Below are 14,877 nucleotides of genomic sequence, written 5' to 3' on the forward strand. Positions count from 1 at the left end.
AGTTCTTGCGAGATGGTAATCGCTCAGGCAAAACCGCTTGCGCCTCGTCCCTCATCCTGAAGAGCGATGCCGAGCATCGCGTCCCGAAGGATGATCCAGTCGGCGCCGCTGTCCAATGCGCGCGTCGCCTGCGGCGCCGCTCGTCGAGTGGCGAGTTGAGAGCGGCGCCTCTGCGAGAATGAAACGGGTCGGTTCGCCTGCGCCTCAGTGCAGCGACGTGACGCCGTGTATCTCCAGCGCCTCGACTACCCCGTCGAAGATGAGACCGACCCCGATCGCGGAGACGAAGAAGCCGACGATGCGCGTAGCTGCGTCGATCCCCATCCGGCCCAAAAACTTGGTCAGGCGGTCCGCATAGGCGAGGCAGAGGTAGGTGACGGCCATGGTCAGCACGATCGCCGCGGCGATGGCGACGAACGACAGCAGTTCCTCGCTCGACTGTCTGATGGTCGCGGTCATGCCGATGATGGTGGCGATGGCGCCCGGGCCGAACATCAGCGGCATGGCGAGCGGCACGAAGGCGATGTTGGCGTCCGGGGCGGCGGCGCCGGCGCTGAATGCGCCGTCCTTGGGCGGGGTGAACAGCTCGAAGCCGATCCGCATCAAAATGATGCCGCCGACGACCCGCACCATGGCGAGCGGAACGCCGAAGATGCGCAGCATCAGCGTGCCGAACACGAGGAAGAAGAAGCAGAGCATGAGCGCGTAGAAGCACGAGTTTCGCGCCACGGCGCGGTGGGTCGCGACGTCCTTGCCGACGAGGAGCTGAAGATAGACCGGCAGCACTTCGAGCGGATTGATGATGGCGAGCAGCGTCGTGAACGTGCCCACGAACAGCGACAGCTCCCGATGCATCCAAATCCCCCTGCCCCGCCCTCTGCCGTCTCGATAGCAAAGCGCACGGAGGCCGTCCAACGCCCCCGCGCTAACTGCGCCCTGTCGCCGCCCGGAAAATGAAGCGCGCGAGCGCGACCAGCGGAAGGGCGAGGCCGATCGCGCCCGCGAACGGCCATCCGCCCCGCGCATAAGCCCAGGCGCCGACCGCCGAGCCGACCGCGCCGGCGAGAAAGAACGTCGCCAGATAGACCGCGTTGAGCCGGCCGCGCGCTTCCGGCGTCAGCGCGAAAACGGCGCGGAAGCCGAGCACCAGATTGGTCTGGACGCCGAAATCGATCGCGACGGCGGCCGCAACGAGAGCCGCGAGCGCCAGCGTCGAGCCCTGCGGGACCACGAGGGTGACAAGGAAGCCTGCGGCGACGATCAGGATCGCCGCGAGAGTCGCGGGCGCTGTCCATCCGCGATCGGCGAGCCGACCGGCGACCGGCGCGCCGACCGCGCCCGAGACGCCCGCCAGCCCGAAGAGCGCGATGCCCTTCTGCGTGAGCCCGTAATGGGGGCCGGCGAGCAGGAGCGGCGCTGTCGTCCAGAACAGGCTGAAGGCGCTGAACAGGCAGGTCTGGTAGAAGGCGCGCAGGCGCAGCGCCGGCGTCGCGGCCGCCAGGCGCGCCATGGAGCCGATCAGCGCCGCATAGCCGATGCGCGTGTGCGGCGAACGGACCGGAAGCGTGCGCGACAGGACGACCGCAAGAACGGCCATCAGCGCCGCAGACCCGACGAACACCGCCCGCCACGACAGCGCCGAGGCGACGAAACTCGACGCCGGCCGCGCCGCCATGATGCCGATCATCAGGCCGCTCGACACCAGCCCCACGACCCGCCCGCGAATCGCCTCGGGCGCGAGATGCGCGGCGAGCGGCACGAGGACCTGCACCCCGACGGACACGAGCCCCACGGCGCCCATCGCCGCGAGCAACGCCGCCGGCGACCGGGAGACGGCGGCGAGCGCCAGGGCCAGCGCGCTCGCCGCGACGCAGAGGACCCCCAGCCTGCGGTTCTCGAACCGGGCGGCGAGCGGCACGACGAAGAGGAGTCCCAGCCCGTAGCCGATCTGGGTCATGGTCACAACCAGCCCCGCCGCGCCCGGCGCGAGGCCGAGCGACTGAGCGATCGGGCCGACGAGCGGCTGCGCGTAATAGATGTTGGCGACGATGAGGCCGCAGGCGGAGGCGAGCAGCAAAATCGTCCCCGCCGCAATCTCGGGCGCCTGCGCCGCCGCCGGCGGCCTCGTCATGCGATTCACCAGGGGACTCCTCTTTCGGACGCGCCTAGCCGGCGACGATCGTTGGCGCGTTCGCGCCGCCGGCCGTTCCAAAGCGGCCTCTTGGTCGTTTCCCGTTTGACGCCGGCCGCCCGCGACCGAAAAAGACGCCAGGGCGGCGGGGAAAGCGCCCGCTGCAAGCGACTGCGGACGCCGTGGGCGCAACGCTGCGCGCCGCTCTCCTAACATGAGTTCGATTGGCGGCGGACTCCTCTGCGGACGGCGCAACGATCACATCTTGCTTGAAGGAACGCTCCCAAGAGGAGCGAGGCGTCCAACTGTAGCCGCGATCGCTGATCGCGGGGGACGCGGTCACCGACGTCGCCGAACGCGTCTACAACGCAAATCGCTTTATGTTTCCAGTCCCTCGTCACCCGATCCAGTCGTAGCCGCCCTTCTCGAACACGATCGCGCGGCCCTGAACGATCGGCGCGCTGGCGGCGACTGCGCCGGGCACGCCGGCGATGAGGGTCATCAGCGCCCGGGCGACGCCGCCGTGCGAAACGACAAACGCGTCGGCCGTCACCGTATGCAGCCACGCGGACAGGCGCCCGGCGAGCATCGCGTAGCTCTCGCCCTTCGGCGGAACGAAGTCCCACTTGTCCGCGCGCCGCGTGGCGAGGCCTTTGGGGTCGCGCGCCCTGACCTCCGGCCAGGTCAGGCCTTCCCAGTCGCCGAAGGTGAGCTCCTTCAGCGCCGGATCGAGGCGATAGCGGTCGGGCGCGAGACCCATTGCGCCGCGGGCGAGCTCCATCGTCTCGCGCGTGCGCAGAAGGGGCGAAGCGACAAAGGCGTCCGTCGCGTCGAGCCGGTCGATCTCGGACCCGATGCGGGCGCGCAGAGTGCGCCCGACGGCGCTCGCCTGATCGCGGCCGCGGGGCCCCAGCGGAATGTCGCGCTGGCCCTGCAGCCGATTCTCGGCGTTGTACGGCGTCTCGCCGCGGCGGACGAAAATCAGGCGGTGCGGAAAAGGCGGCAAAAACGGAGACCTTATGGGAAAGCGGTTCAATCGCAGGCCGATTTGCTTTACCGAGCCGCCGGGTGGCAAGAGGCGAATCGAATCCACGAAACGCGTCATCGCGCCGCAGCCGCCGGCCCTTGAGGGACGTTTCATGCTTTGGCTCGTCGATCACCCGCTGATCCTGTTTTTCACCATGCTCACTGTATTCGTCGGCTGCACGACCGCCGGCGTGCTCGCGCGTCTCCACGGACACAAGCTGACGCCGGCCGACCGCGCCGAGTTCGACCTGGTGCGTAACGCCATGTTCACGCTATTCGGGCTGATCGTAGGATTCGCGATTTCGATGGCCGTCAGCCGCTACGACCTGCGCAAGAACCTGGAAGAATCCGAAGCCAACGCCATCGGCACGGAATACGCGCGGCTCGACTTCATGCCCGCGGACGTCTCGGTGAAGGCGCGCGCGCTGCTCGGCCAATTCGTCGACGAGCGCCTCGCCTTCTACGGCGACCGGGAGCCTGAAGAGCTCGCCAGGAACGCAGCCGACACGGGCCGGACGATGAGCGCGCTGTGGTCCGCGATCGCGCCGGAAACCAACGCCCACCCGACGGCGGTCGCGGCGCTCGTCGCTTCGGGCATGAACGACGTCCTGAACGCCTACGGATACACGACGGCCGCGTGGCGGAACCGGCTGCCGGTCGAGGTCTGGCTGCTGCTGATCGGCGTCGGCGCCTGCTGCAATTTTCTCATCGGCTTCGGCGCCGAACGGCTGTCCTCGGCCACGCATGCGATTCTGCCACTGACCGCGTCGCTCGCCATTCTGCTGATCGCCGACGCCGAGGGGCCGCACAACGGCTTCGTCCGCGTGCATCCGGAAAACCTGATCGACGCCGCAGCGTCGATGCGAGAGCGGTAGATCGCGCGCGACGCCTGCAGGCCTCAACGTCCGCCTTGGCGTTGGTCGGCTGCACGACGCCCAACTCCCCGGCCCGCTCGGAAGCGGTCTTTCCCTCAAGGGTTTGCGCGCTCAGCTTCGCGCCAGCGTTGCCAGCGGGTGCGTAAGTCTCCTTTGCGGAGTCCGATCGTCTCGTCCAGCACACGAGCCTCGATCATCCGGTCAATCCGGAAGTGCCGGAAATCCTGCCGCAGCTCGCACCATGCGATCAGCGTTCCGGTCCCCTCGCCATAGCCGACGATGACCGGCCAGACGGTTCGCTCGGTCTCTTCTTCGCTCTCCGAGCGATAGCGAAGGCGCACCTTCAAGCCCTTGCGGACAGCCTGTCGGAGCCTGGATGCGTCGATCCATCCCTCGGGCGCTTTGGCTCTCGGTCTCACGCCCACGCCCGGCGCAGCGATCAAGGGACGCATCGGCTCGGGCACGACGGCCGCGATTTTTGCGATCACGTCCTGAGCGGCGTTGGCCAGAATTTTATCCGGCTGCCCGGCCACCCACTGGGCCCCCAGGACCACAGCCTCGATTTCGTCCGGCGTCAGCATCAAGGGCGGCATGTCGTAGTCGGCGCCGAGTACGTATCCGAGCCCAGCCTCTCCCTCGATTGGCGCCCGCCGACCGATAAGGTCGGCCATGTCGCGATAGACTGTGCGTTTTGAGACCTCGAGCTCGCTCGCAATCGCCTCGGCCGTCACCGGCCTCGTCGAGCGGCGCAGAATCTGAATGATCTGAAACAGACGGTCGGCGCGCCGCATCGAGTTCACTCCTGCTGACAGGATGCTGGCAGCAGGCCTGTGGCACAAGTTCGGTCATGCGCACCGCGCCTCACGGAAATGGGAAGGATCAAGCCATGAAGTTTGCTTCCACGCGTCTCATCGCCCGAGACATCAAAGCCCTTGTCAGCTTCTATGAGAAAGTGACGGGCCAAACGGCGGAGTGGCTGACGCCGGCGTTCGCCGAAATCGTCACGTCAGGGGCCACGCTCGCCATCGGCAGCGCCGAAACGATTGCGCTTTTCAAGGAAGGCAGCGCTGAGCCGACGTCAAACCGCACCGCCATCCTCGAGTTTGAGGTCGATGACGTCGACGCCGAGTTCGCGAAGCTGAAGGATGAGTTGGAAGTCGTGCTCGAGCCGAAGATGTTGCCCTGGGGAAACCGCGCGGCTCAAGTTCGCGATCCCGAGGGGACGCTGGTGAGTCTGTATACGCCTGTCAGCGACGCTGCAAAAAAGCGGTTTGGGTCCCGGTGATCGGAAGAGCCGAGGGACGTCGATCACGGCGCCTTCCATGGCGACGTGAGACCCGGCGGCTCCGGGAACGGGTCGCGCCGTCCTCCAACGCCGTTCGCACCGTTGCGATCGCCTCCTGGAGCCGCGCTCTTCCTCTCGCCCACTCCCTTGGCGGCCGAATCCAACCCTTGGCGCTCCGACCGGGAAGCCGAAAGCCGGCGGTTCGCGTTCATTCAAAGCGGACATTATCGACGGCCACAATGCGTCCGAATGGACATGCAATCGATCGCGACGAACTCCTTTGGTGTCGAACTCTCCGGGAAGCTGCGCGCGGGCGCCGCAGGCAGCCGCTGGCGCCCCGCGCCGTTCTCCAGCGCGTGCGGCGAGGCGGCGATCGGCGCGCAAACTGGTCACCGGCACGAACCGGGCGAAACTGCCGCATACTGCGGCGCGGGGCCCGCGGCGGCTCCGCGGGCGCCGATTCCGGTTCAATCGGTCACGCCTTCGGGAAGGAGAAGGCGACGAACCGGTCGCCGTTGGCGGTCTGGACCCGCATCAGCACCGCGCTCTTGCCCTGCTGCTGAGCGGAGGCGATGCCGGATCTCACGTCCTGCGGCGTCGACACCGGCTTGCCCGCGACGTCCAGAATGACGTCGCCGGACGCAAGCCCCTTCTCCGCGGCCGCGCTCATCGGATCGACGCCGACAATCGCGACGCCGTTCTGGCCGGCGCCGTCGACCTCGCGCGCCGGGGCGAGCTGAAGCCCGAGCTGGGGGCCGGCCGGCGTCGGCGTGCTTGCGTTTGCTGTCTTCTCCCCCGTCTGCGACGCGAGGGTGGCGCTGACCGTTTGCTCGGCGCCGTTGCGCAAGATCGACGGCTCGACCTTGTCGCCGGGCTTACTGGCCGACTTTCAGCGTCAGGTCGCCCCCGTCCTCGACCTCGTCGCCGTTGACCTTGGTGATCACGTCGCCGGGTTTGAGACCCGCGTCCGCCGCAGGCGTTCCCGCCATCGCCTCGTCGACGATCGCGCCGTGGGCGTTCTTCAGCCCGAGCGCCTCGGCCATGTCCGGACCGACCGCCTGGATCTTCACGCCGAGGTAGCCGCGCTCGACGACCCCGCCGTGCTCGAGCGCCGTCACGACCCGTTCGACCGTGCCCGAAGGAATCGCGAAACCGATCCCGACGCTGCCGCCGGACGGCGAATAGATCGCCGTGTTCACGCCGACCACCTCACCGTCCTCGTTGAAGGTCGGGCCGCCCGAATTGCCCTTGTTCATCGGAGCGTCGATCTGGAGGAAGCGATCGTAGGGAGCGTCACCGATGTCGCGGCCCTTGGCGGAAATGATTCCGGCCGTGACGCTGCCGCCGAGGCCATAAGGGTTGCCGATTGCGAGAACCCAGTCGCCGATCTTCGGGGCGTCCTTGGCGAAACTCACATAAGGGTAGTCGCCGGGCTGGTTGACCTTCAGGAGCGCCAGATCGGTCTTCGCGTCGGTTCCGATGACCTTGGCGTCCAAAACCTTGCCGTCGTCCGTCGTCACGGTGACCGACTTCGCGTCCTGCACGACGTGATTGTTGGTCACGATGTAGCCGTCGGACGAGATGAAGAACCCCGATCCCTCGCCCCAGACCACCGACTGCGGGCTAGGAACGCCGTTCTCGCCGAAGGGTCCGAAAAATCTTTGGATTTCTGGCGGCAGATTGCCGAACCGCTCGCTCCAGCCGCCCTGGCCGCCTTGGTCGTTCTGGCGGACGATCTTCACCTTGACCGAAACGACGACCGGTTTGACGCGATCGATCAGCGGCGCGAACGAGGGCATGGCCTGGGCGGCGAGACCGGCGGTCGGCACGGGCGCCGCAACAGCCGAAGACTGCGTCGTCAGCGCGCCTTCGCTCACGGCGCCCGCCGTGACGAGCGCGAGCGCGGCGGCAGAGGCGAGGACGCGATTGCGAAATCGCGAACCCTCGAAGGAATGATGACTGAACATGGTCGCTCCAATTTCGTTGGGTTGTCCCGGATCCGAAGCGTATGCGCCGATACGTTTCGGGCCTTTGCCTGCCGGATTAAGATTTATCCAGTGATCAGCGTTCGCGCCGGGATCGACTGACGTTAATGGAGCGTTGATTATGAGCGCATGCCGATCGAATTCATGATCTGGACGTGCGCTATTCATGAGGAAACCCAACCTGCATTTGCACGAACAGTCGCTCAAGGTCCGAGCGCCGGCGCCAACGGCTCGCGTTGTTATCCGCAGGGTCCCGACCTCATCCGCTCGACCCCCTTATCCTTCGCGAAACAGGGCTCGTTTGGTGCGATGTTCCCATTGCTCGACCAACCGCGAACGCGATAAAAGCAAACAGATTGTTTCCCAAAAACAGAAATAGCGCTAGGGTTCAGAGGTGGCCGAACACGCTCCTCCCGATCCCTTTCCCGTCCTGCGCCGCCAGGGCGCTCGCCGGCGTCCTTACGGACGACTTTGCGAGCGACTCCCCGAGGGCCAAGCGCTCGCGCGTGCTGGCAGTGGCGTCGGAAACCCTTGAAAACGCTCGAAACGGCAATGGGCAAGTCCTGCAAAAAGTTGGCATGGATTTGGGGTCGGCGCCGCGTTGGCTTGGGGTCGGCGCCGCTGGCGCTTGGGTTCGGCGCCGTCCTCGAACCGCTTCGCGACCGCGCGCAGATCCAGCCTCTCCGACATTCGCGAGAACCCATGGTTCCGCGCGGACGTGGCGATCCGGAAGAACGAAGCGCGTTTGAGGCCGCCTGGAAAAAGCGCTGCAACGCTTTGAAAAGGCTCAAAACCGGCCCAGATTTGAAAACCTCCGCCCGGCCGCCCGCCGGTCAGCCGACCGGCTCGGCCGTCCTCGCCGCCGCCCGGACGGCGAAGGGCAAGAAGGTCGGGCAGGCGTCGCCGAGGGCGGCCTCCGCCGCCTCCCGCGCCGCCTCGACCCGCGCAGCCGGGGCCACGATGACGACCAGATCGGCAAAGGCCGCCGCCGCCCGCGCCCATGCGACCCGCCAATTCGAGGCGTGCAGGACGACAGCCGGATAGGCCGCCGCAAAGGCCGTCAGCGCCTCTTCGACGCGCCCGCCTCCGCCGCTGGCTCCCGGAAGGACGACGTCCAGGCTCGACGACAAATCGCGCTGGATCACCGCGCCGTAGCCCGCGCGCCCCGCGATCAGGTCGGAAAGGCCGACGACAGCCGGCTCGTCGGGCGCTTCGCGATAAAGGATGTCGGCGAGCCAGTCCTGCGTCTCGCCGAGGTCGACGAAGACGGCGTCACGCTCCGCGGCGAAGCTGCGCGCGGCTTCCAGCGCGATCGCGAGCGCCTGTCCCGTCCGGTCTCCCGCGACAAGAACCACCAGATTGTCCTTCGCTTTCATCCGCCGGAGCGTCTCGACGAGGCCGGCGGCGGCATCCAGCGCGCCGGGCGGCGGAGCGGCGCGGAGCGGCGGAGCGGGCGCCTGGGCCGAATCGAGCTCCGCCACCGTTGGCGGCGGCGCGACTTTGAGGGTTTCCGGCTCGACCGGCGCCGACGGCAAACTCGACTTGCGGCCGCGCACCACGAGCGCCGCGCCGGCGGCGGCAAGGGCCGAGAGAATCAAGCCGGCGGACCCGCCCGCGAGCAGAGTCGGCCCGGCCTTGGGAAAGATCGGCGCCTTCGGCGGCTCGGCCCGCGCCAGGATCCGCGCCCCGTCGGCCTCGGCGGCCGCGCGCGCCTCCCGCGCCATCTGCTGATAGGACGCCAGGTCGTCGTGCGCCGCCTTCGCTTTGGCCTCGAGCGACTGAAGCGACGCGGCGGCGGCCGGAGCGGCGGCGGCCTTCGCTCGCTCGGCGAGGGTCGCTTCGAGCCTGTCGGCCTCGGCGCCCGCCTGCCGGGCTTCGGCTTCGTCCGCGCGGGCGGTCCTATCGGCCGAGTCACGAACGGCAGCGTCCAGGCCGGCAAGCTGGGAGGCGAGATCCTTCATCCGCGGATGCAGGGGCAACAGGGTTTTCGAAGCCTCGGCGATCTCCGCCCTGAGCGCAGCGCGCTGATCGAGAAGGCGCCGCAACGCGTCATCCGCAACCGACGCCGGCGCGTCGGCAAGGCGCCCGTCCCGTTCGAGCCGCCGCAACATATCCGCCTTTCCGGAGGCCGCCGCCTCGGCGGCGCGCGCGCCGGAGAGTTTCGCGTTGAGGTCGGCGGACATATCGGCCCCGGCCGCTGGACCGCCCTCCGGCTGCGACGCGGACTGGGCGCGGAAGGCCTCAACCTTCGCATCCGCGTCGGCCGCCCTGCCCTCAGCGTCCGCGATCTTCTCAGCGAGCCGCGCCTGTTGAGCGCGGGCCGCCCTCGCCCTCGCCTCGTTGACGGACTGCATGGCGAGTTCGGCGACCGTATTCGCGCCCCGGGCCGCCAGCTCCGGGTCGCGCGAGACGAACGTGATCGCGACCGTGCGCGAGCGCTGCGACCGCGCAATCGTCAGCCGCGACAGAAACGCGTCGACTACGCCGGCGTCCGAAGCAGCCTCGCCTCGGAACTCCGGGTTCGCATCGAGGCTAAGCCTTGCAATCGCGGCCCCGGCGATGTCGGTCGAGAGGATGAGCGCCCCGGCGTCCGCCCCGTCCACCGGCGCAGCGCCGCCGCCGGAGTCGACGCCAGGCGGCGGATCAAGGAGCGCCGTTGCGACCCCGGCATAGCGCGGCGGGACGGCGATGAGGAAAACCGCGCAGGCGAGCAACCCCGCCAGCGTCCCCGCCGCAATCCACCGCCAGCGCCGGCCGAGGCCGGCGAGAAAGCTTGGACGGTCGACGGTATTTTCGCTCCTGGCGTCGGCCATTCGGTCCGTCCCTTCACGCTCGTCGAACGCTTGCGAATTCAGGCGCAGTTTCGTCCGACATGGTTTCCCGACCGTTAAGACTGTCGCACCGTCAGCCGTTCGTTAACCATACCTCGATAGACCGAACCCGTGCGCCCGGCCTTGCGGCGCGGATGTTGCGATGAGTCTCTTGCGGGTCTTTGCGGCAATTCTGGCGACTGCGGCGCTCGCGGGCTGCGCGACGCCGCCCTCTGAGGCGCCGGCGCCGCAGGCGGCCGTCAACGCGCCTTACCGGCTGGCCGGCGGCGACCGGGTGCGCATCCTCGTCTTTGGCCAGAGCGATCTCACCAACACCTATTCGGTCGACAGCTCGGGCGCCGTCTCGATGCCGCTGATCGGCCGCGTCCCCGCGCAGGGCCTGACGACGGCCGAGCTCGAGCGCACGGTGGCCGCACGGCTGCGCCAAGGCTACCTGCGTGATCCGAGCGTCTCGATCGAGGTCGAGGACTTCCGGCCGTTCTTCATACTTGGCGCAGTCGGCTGCCCCGGAGAGTATCCGTTCATCAACGGCATGACGGTCCAGCAGGCGGTCGCAGTGGCGGGAGGATTCGCGCCCCTCGCCAATGAGACGAGCGTTGCGCTCACCCGCGTTGTCGGAGGTCAGCCGGCGACCTTCGCCGCGCCGCTCTCCTACCCGGTGCGGCCCGGCGACACGATCACCGTGCGAGCCCAGCTCTTCTAGGGCGCGCCCGCGCGCCCTTTTGAGATCATCCGAGCGCTCACGCCGGCTGCTTCAGCTTCACGACGTTGTGCAGCGTGTCGTCGGCGGTGTCGAAGAACCGGCGAACGCCGCGCGCCGCCTGACGGATGCGCTGCTCGTTCTCGACCAGCGCAAGCCGGACAAAATCGTCGCCGTGCTCGCCGAAGCCGATGCCTGGGGCGACCGCCACGTCGGCCTTCTCGATCAGGAGCTTGGAGAACTCCAGGCTGCCAAGATGGCGGAAACGCTCGGGAACCGGCGTCCACGCGAACATCGAGGCGCTCGGCTTGTCGATCGCCCAGCCGGCGGCGGCGAAGCTCTCGATCATCACGTCGCGGCGGCGCTTGTAGGTCGCGCGCATCTCGCGGATGCAGTCCTCCGGCCCGTTGAGGGCCGCCGCGGCCGCGACCTGGATCGGCGTGTAAGCGCCGTAGTCGAGATAGGACTTGACGCGCGCCAGCGCCGCCAAAAGCCGCTCGTTGCCGACCGCGAATCCCATTCGCCAGCCCGCCATCGAGAAGGTCTTCGACAACGACGAGAATTCGACGGCGACGTCGAAGGCGCCCGGCGCCTGAAGGATGGACGGCGGCGGCTCGTCCTCGAAATAGACCTCGGCGTAGGCGACGTCGGACAGCACGAAGATCTCGTGCTTCCGTGCGAACAGGACGAGGTCCTTGTAGAAGTCGAGCGAGGCCACCATCGCCGTCGGGTTGGACGGATAGCAGACCACGACTGCGATCGGCTTCGGAATCGAGTGGATGATGGCACGCTCGAGCGCGACGAAGAAGTCCGGCGTCGGCTCTATCGGAACCGAACGGATGACGCCGCCCGCCATCAGGAAGCCGAAGGCGTGGATCGGATAGGATGGGTTCGGCACCAGCACGACGTCGCCCGGCGCCGTGATTGCCTGCGCCATGTTGGCGAAGCCTTCTTTGGAGCCGAGGGTGACGACGACCTGGGTCTCGGGGTCGAGCTTCACCCCAAAGCGTCGTCCGTAGTAGCCCGCCTGCGCCCGGCGCAGGCCGGCGATGCCTTTCGAGGCCGAATAGCGGTCGGTGCGCGGCTTGCCGACGGTTTCGACGAGTTTGTCGATCACATGCTTCGGCGCGGGCAGATCAGGGTTGCCCATGCCGAGATCGATGATGTCGGCGCCAGCGGCGCGGGCCTTGGCCTTGAGCTTGTTGACCTGCTCGAAGACGTAAGGCGGCAGGCGCCGCACACGGTGAAAATCGCTCATCTGAGAAAATAATCCCTGGGTAAATGGCCCGGCTTTCCGGCGCTTCCCGCCGTCACGGTTCTGTTAGCATCGAGCGGGGCGCCGCCGCAAACCCTTGCTACTGGCCGGCCGACGCCGGCGTCGATTTCGCCTTCTTCGCGTCAGCCTGCTGTTCGGCGACAGCCTTGGCGGCGGGCGGAAACGCGCTGCGGACTGCATCAGCCCGCTTTTCCACCGAATCGAGATCGCCCTTGAGCGCGCTCAGATCCTTGTCCTTGAGGGCCGGGCGAGCGGGCTCCGGCGGCGGCTGGAAGATCGGAATGTAGTCCGGGTCCTTCTGCGGCCGCGACTGGACGACGAAATCCTGCGCCTTTGGCGCGTCGGTCGCGAACCCGATGATCTTCATCACGCTTTTTATCGGGTTGTCGGCCTGCTGGGCGGCAGCGACGGAGGCGCTGCCGCAGATGGCGGCGAACGCCAACGCCCATTTCGTCACGCGCGCTGCGACCATGTCGCCCGTCCTCTGCTCCTGCTCGCCTTCGTCCGAACCGAACAATCGCCATCTCGTCAAAAGTCGTTATGGCGTCATGCTGGCGTAGTGACCTATTATGACGAAAACGGGACGGGGTCTTCCCCGAACTGAAACAGGGAACGCTCATCCATGGCACCGACTCGCGCTAAGACCTCGAAATCCCGAGCCAAGGGGGCTTCTGTCGAGGCAGTCGCAGACGGCATCGCTCACGGCCCGGGCGCCGGGCCGGCGAAGTCGAAAGGAGCGCCGTCGCCAAAGGCGTCGGGTGCAGCCAAGACCGCCGCCAACGCTCCGTCGAGTTCGGCCGCATCCTCGGGCAACGCGTCGTCCAAGCCGAAATGGGTCAACGTGACGAAGACCCCGGCGGCGAAGCCGCGCAAAACTCCGGCCGAAGCGCCCAACGCCGAGTCGCTCGACGATTGGGTGAACACGCCGGCCGCCCTACCCGACCCGCCTGAATCGCTCGCTCCGGCGGCAAACCCCTCGCCGGCGACGCAGACGGCGGAGCCGCCGGTCGGCGCCACGGCAAAACGCGTGTCCGCCAAGACCGCTCCCGCCAAACCGTCGCGCAAGAGGTCAGTCCCAGCGCAGCCGGAGACTGCGCCGCCCGACTCGACGGAGTCGCCGAGCGCGTCGGCCGAAGCAACCATCGCTTCGACAGGCGAGAGCGCGACGCCGGCCGCCAGAGCCGCGCCCGAGACGCCCGTGGAGGCGCAGTCGAACTCCGCGCCCGCCGAGAAAGCGACGCCGCCGAACGTTCCGCCGCCGGAGACGCCGATCCGCGTGGAGCCGGCGACAAAGGCGCCCGAGATCGGGAGCCCGGCGGTCGCCAGCGCCCCGCCGCCCGTCGCCGCGGCCGCGCAGGCTGGGCCCGCAAAGGCCGCGCCTGGCCCGGCGTCTCGCCCCCCAGCCCAGGGCGAGCCGGTCGGCTTCGGCGCGCAATATCCGATGCCGAACGTCGAGGCGCTCTCCCGCAACATCACCAACGCCATCGAGCTCGTCGGCAAAATCTTCGCGGCCTATTTGCGTCCGCGCGAAACCGGGGAGGTCAAGACCAACGTCTCCGAGGAGGTTGGCGAGATGGTCCGCTCGCTCGGCCATGTCGCGGAATATTACATGGCCGACCCCAGGCGGGCGTTCGAGGCCCAGACGGCCTTCGCGACCCAGTTCATCAATCTGTGGGCGGCCACGCTCCAGCGCTTCCAGGGCGGAACGGCCAAGCCGATCGCCGAACCCGAGAGCAAGGACAAACGTTTCTCCGATGCGGAGTGGCGCGACAATCCGTTTTTCGACTTCCTCAAGCAGGCCTACGTGCTGACGTCTGACTGGACCGAGAACCTCGTCAGGCACTCCGACGACATGGAGCCGCATGCGCGCCACAAAGCCCAGTTCTACCTCAAGCAGGTGTCCGCCGCCTTCGCCCCGTCGAACTTCATCGGCACCAACCCGGAGCTGCTGCGCGCGACGCTGGCCGAAAGCGGCGAGAACCTCGTTCGGGGGCTCAAGATGCTGGCCGAGGACATCGAGGCCGGCAAGGGCAACATCCGCATCCGACAGGTCGACGCCAGCGCCTTCAAGCTCGGCGTCAACATGGCAACCTCGCCCGGCAAGGTGATCTTCCGCGACGACCTCATCGAGCTCATCCAGTACGCGCCTACGACGCCCGACGTCTACAGGCGGCCGCTGCTCATTTTTCCGCCCTGGATCAATAAGTTCTATATCCTCGACCTGAACCCGGAGAAATCGTTCATCCGCTGGGCGGTGTCGCAGGGCCTGACCGTGTTCGTCGTCTCTTGGGTTAATCCCGACGCCAGGCACGCCGACAAGGATTTCGACGCCTACATGAACGAAGGCATTCTGGCCGCGCTTGACGCCGTCGAACAGGCGACTGGCGAGCGCAAGGTGACGGCGATCGGCTATTGCGTCGGCGGCACGCTGCTCGCCGCGACGCTCGGCTACATGGCGGCGGTCGGCGACGACCGGATCGACAGCGTGACCTTCTTCACCACCCAGATCGACTTCACCGATGCTGGCGACCTCAAAGTGTTCGTCGACGCGGAGCAGTTGAAGCAGACTGAACAGCGTATGGCCGAGCAGGGCTATCTCGAAGGCACGTCCATGGCGCAGGCCTTCAACATGCTGAGGCCGAACGACCTGATCTGGTCTTACTACGTCAACAATTATCTGAAGGGCAAAGAACCGATGCCCTTCGACCTTCTGGTGTGGAACGCCGACGCCACCCGCATGCCCATGGCGAACCACATGTTCTACCTTC

Annotated in this window: 12 protein-coding genes and 1 pseudogene; 4 read left to right on the forward strand and 9 right to left on the reverse strand. The window is 67.5% G+C overall.

Annotated elements, in window-relative coordinates; translation table 11 throughout:
* Positions 1-204: 204 nt before the first annotated feature.
* From ACLP25_RS02300 to ACLP25_RS02310, 3 genes are all read right to left on the reverse strand, one after another.
* Positions 205-855 (reverse strand): MarC family protein, encoded by a 651-nt coding sequence (locus tag ACLP25_RS02300; protein WP_442467625.1) that lies wholly within the window; start codon positions 853-855, stop codon positions 205-207.
* 70 nt (positions 856-925) lie between these two features.
* Complete coding sequence (locus tag ACLP25_RS02305) at positions 926-2,131, reverse strand: MFS transporter (RefSeq protein WP_442467635.1); 1,206 nt, start codon at positions 2,129-2,131, stop codon at positions 926-928.
* A gap of 397 nt (positions 2,132-2,528) precedes the next feature.
* Positions 2,529-3,272, reverse strand: a complete 744-nt coding sequence (locus ACLP25_RS02310; RefSeq protein ID WP_442467626.1) for a histidine phosphatase family protein — start codon at positions 3,270-3,272, stop codon at positions 2,529-2,531.
* Between ACLP25_RS02310 and ACLP25_RS02315 the strand changes: the two genes are divergently transcribed.
* Complete coding sequence (locus ACLP25_RS02315; protein WP_442467627.1) at positions 3,271-4,032, forward strand: bestrophin-like domain; 762 nt, start codon at positions 3,271-3,273, stop codon at positions 4,030-4,032. The genes ACLP25_RS02310 and ACLP25_RS02315 overlap by 2 nt on opposite strands.
* A 95-nt stretch (positions 4,033-4,127) precedes the next feature.
* Here ACLP25_RS02315 and ACLP25_RS02320 read toward each other — a convergent pair whose 3' ends face one another.
* Positions 4,128-4,823: a helix-turn-helix transcriptional regulator gene (locus ACLP25_RS02320; protein WP_442467628.1), complete on the reverse strand. Its 696-nt coding sequence runs from the start codon at positions 4,821-4,823 to the stop codon at positions 4,128-4,130.
* Between the two features lie 95 nt (positions 4,824-4,918).
* Here ACLP25_RS02320 and ACLP25_RS02325 point away from each other — a divergent pair, with 95 nt between their 5' ends.
* Positions 4,919-5,317, forward strand: a complete 399-nt coding sequence (locus ACLP25_RS02325; protein WP_442467636.1) for a VOC family protein — start codon at positions 4,919-4,921, stop codon at positions 5,315-5,317.
* Positions 5,318-5,792: 475 nt separating this feature from the next.
* Here the strand turns inward: ACLP25_RS02325 and ACLP25_RS02330 are convergent.
* A pseudogene (locus ACLP25_RS02330) lies at positions 5,793-7,284 on the reverse strand (Do family serine endopeptidase).
* An 851-nt stretch (positions 7,285-8,135) separates the two neighbouring features.
* Positions 8,136-10,115 carry a GumC family protein gene (locus ACLP25_RS02335; protein ID WP_442467629.1) on the reverse strand — a complete coding sequence of 660 codons (1,980 nt, stop codon included), beginning with the start codon at positions 10,113-10,115 and terminating at the stop codon, positions 8,136-8,138.
* A 160-nt stretch (positions 10,116-10,275) separates the two neighbouring features.
* On the opposite strand from ACLP25_RS02335, the gene ACLP25_RS02340 reads away from it, so the two are divergent.
* A complete protein-coding gene (locus tag ACLP25_RS02340; RefSeq protein ID WP_442467630.1) occupies positions 10,276-10,836 on the forward strand; it encodes a polysaccharide biosynthesis/export family protein in 561 nt (186 codons plus the stop codon).
* A 37-nt stretch (positions 10,837-10,873) separates the two neighbouring features.
* Here ACLP25_RS02340 and ACLP25_RS02345 read toward each other — a convergent pair whose 3' ends face one another.
* The 3 genes from ACLP25_RS02345 to ACLP25_RS02355 all read right to left on the reverse strand — a co-directional run bounded on the left by ACLP25_RS02345 (position 10,874) and on the right by ACLP25_RS02355 (position 13,582).
* Complete coding sequence (locus ACLP25_RS02345; protein WP_442467631.1) at positions 10,874-12,091, reverse strand: LL-diaminopimelate aminotransferase; 1,218 nt, start codon at positions 12,089-12,091, stop codon at positions 10,874-10,876.
* A 97-nt stretch (positions 12,092-12,188) separates the two neighbouring features.
* Positions 12,189-12,626, reverse strand: coding sequence for a hypothetical protein (locus ACLP25_RS02350; protein ID WP_442467632.1), 438 nt, complete (start codon positions 12,624-12,626; stop codon positions 12,189-12,191).
* 182 nt (positions 12,627-12,808) lie between these two features.
* Complete coding sequence (locus ACLP25_RS02355; RefSeq protein WP_442467633.1) at positions 12,809-13,582, reverse strand: hypothetical protein; 774 nt, start codon at positions 13,580-13,582, stop codon at positions 12,809-12,811.
* On the opposite strand from ACLP25_RS02355, the gene ACLP25_RS02360 reads away from it, so the two are divergent.
* Positions 13,551-14,877, forward strand: a 1,327-nt coding sequence (locus tag ACLP25_RS02360) for an alpha/beta fold hydrolase (RefSeq protein ID WP_442467634.1), incomplete at its 3' end; no start/stop codon positions are given. The two genes, ACLP25_RS02355 and ACLP25_RS02360, sit on opposite strands and share 32 nt — an antisense overlap.

This window comes from Roseiarcus sp. (assembly GCF_052145395.1).
In the GTDB taxonomy this organism is placed as follows: domain Bacteria; phylum Pseudomonadota; class Alphaproteobacteria; order Rhizobiales; family Beijerinckiaceae; genus Roseiarcus.

Bases quoted from the DNA above. Each gene is read 5' to 3' on its own strand.
- ACLP25_RS02340 (WP_442467630.1), top strand. From the start codon at position 10,276: ATGAGTCTCTTGCGGGTCTTTGCGGCAATTCTGGCGACTGCGGCGCTC.
- ACLP25_RS02320 (WP_442467628.1), bottom strand. From the start codon at position 4,823: ATGCGGCGCGCCGACCGTCTGTTTCAGATCATTCAGATTCTGCGCCGC.
- ACLP25_RS02315 (WP_442467627.1), top strand. From the start codon at position 3,271: ATGCTTTGGCTCGTCGATCACCCGCTGATCCTGTTTTTCACCATGCTC.
- ACLP25_RS02345 (WP_442467631.1), bottom strand. From the start codon at position 12,091: ATGAGCGATTTTCACCGTGTGCGGCGCCTGCCGCCTTACGTCTTCGAG.
- ACLP25_RS02325 (WP_442467636.1), top strand. From the start codon at position 4,919: ATGAAGTTTGCTTCCACGCGTCTCATCGCCCGAGACATCAAAGCCCTT.
- ACLP25_RS02335 (WP_442467629.1), bottom strand. From the start codon at position 10,115: ATGGCCGACGCCAGGAGCGAAAATACCGTCGACCGTCCAAGCTTTCTC.
- ACLP25_RS02310 (WP_442467626.1), bottom strand. From the start codon at position 3,272: ATGAAACGTCCCTCAAGGGCCGGCGGCTGCGGCGCGATGACGCGTTTC.
- ACLP25_RS02355 (WP_442467633.1), bottom strand. From the start codon at position 13,582: ATGTTGCGGGAGAGCGCCTCGACGTTCGGCATCGGATATTGCGCGCCG.
- ACLP25_RS02305 (WP_442467635.1), bottom strand. From the start codon at position 2,131: ATGACGAGGCCGCCGGCGGCGGCGCAGGCGCCCGAGATTGCGGCGGGG.
- ACLP25_RS02300 (WP_442467625.1), bottom strand. From the start codon at position 855: ATGCATCGGGAGCTGTCGCTGTTCGTGGGCACGTTCACGACGCTGCTC.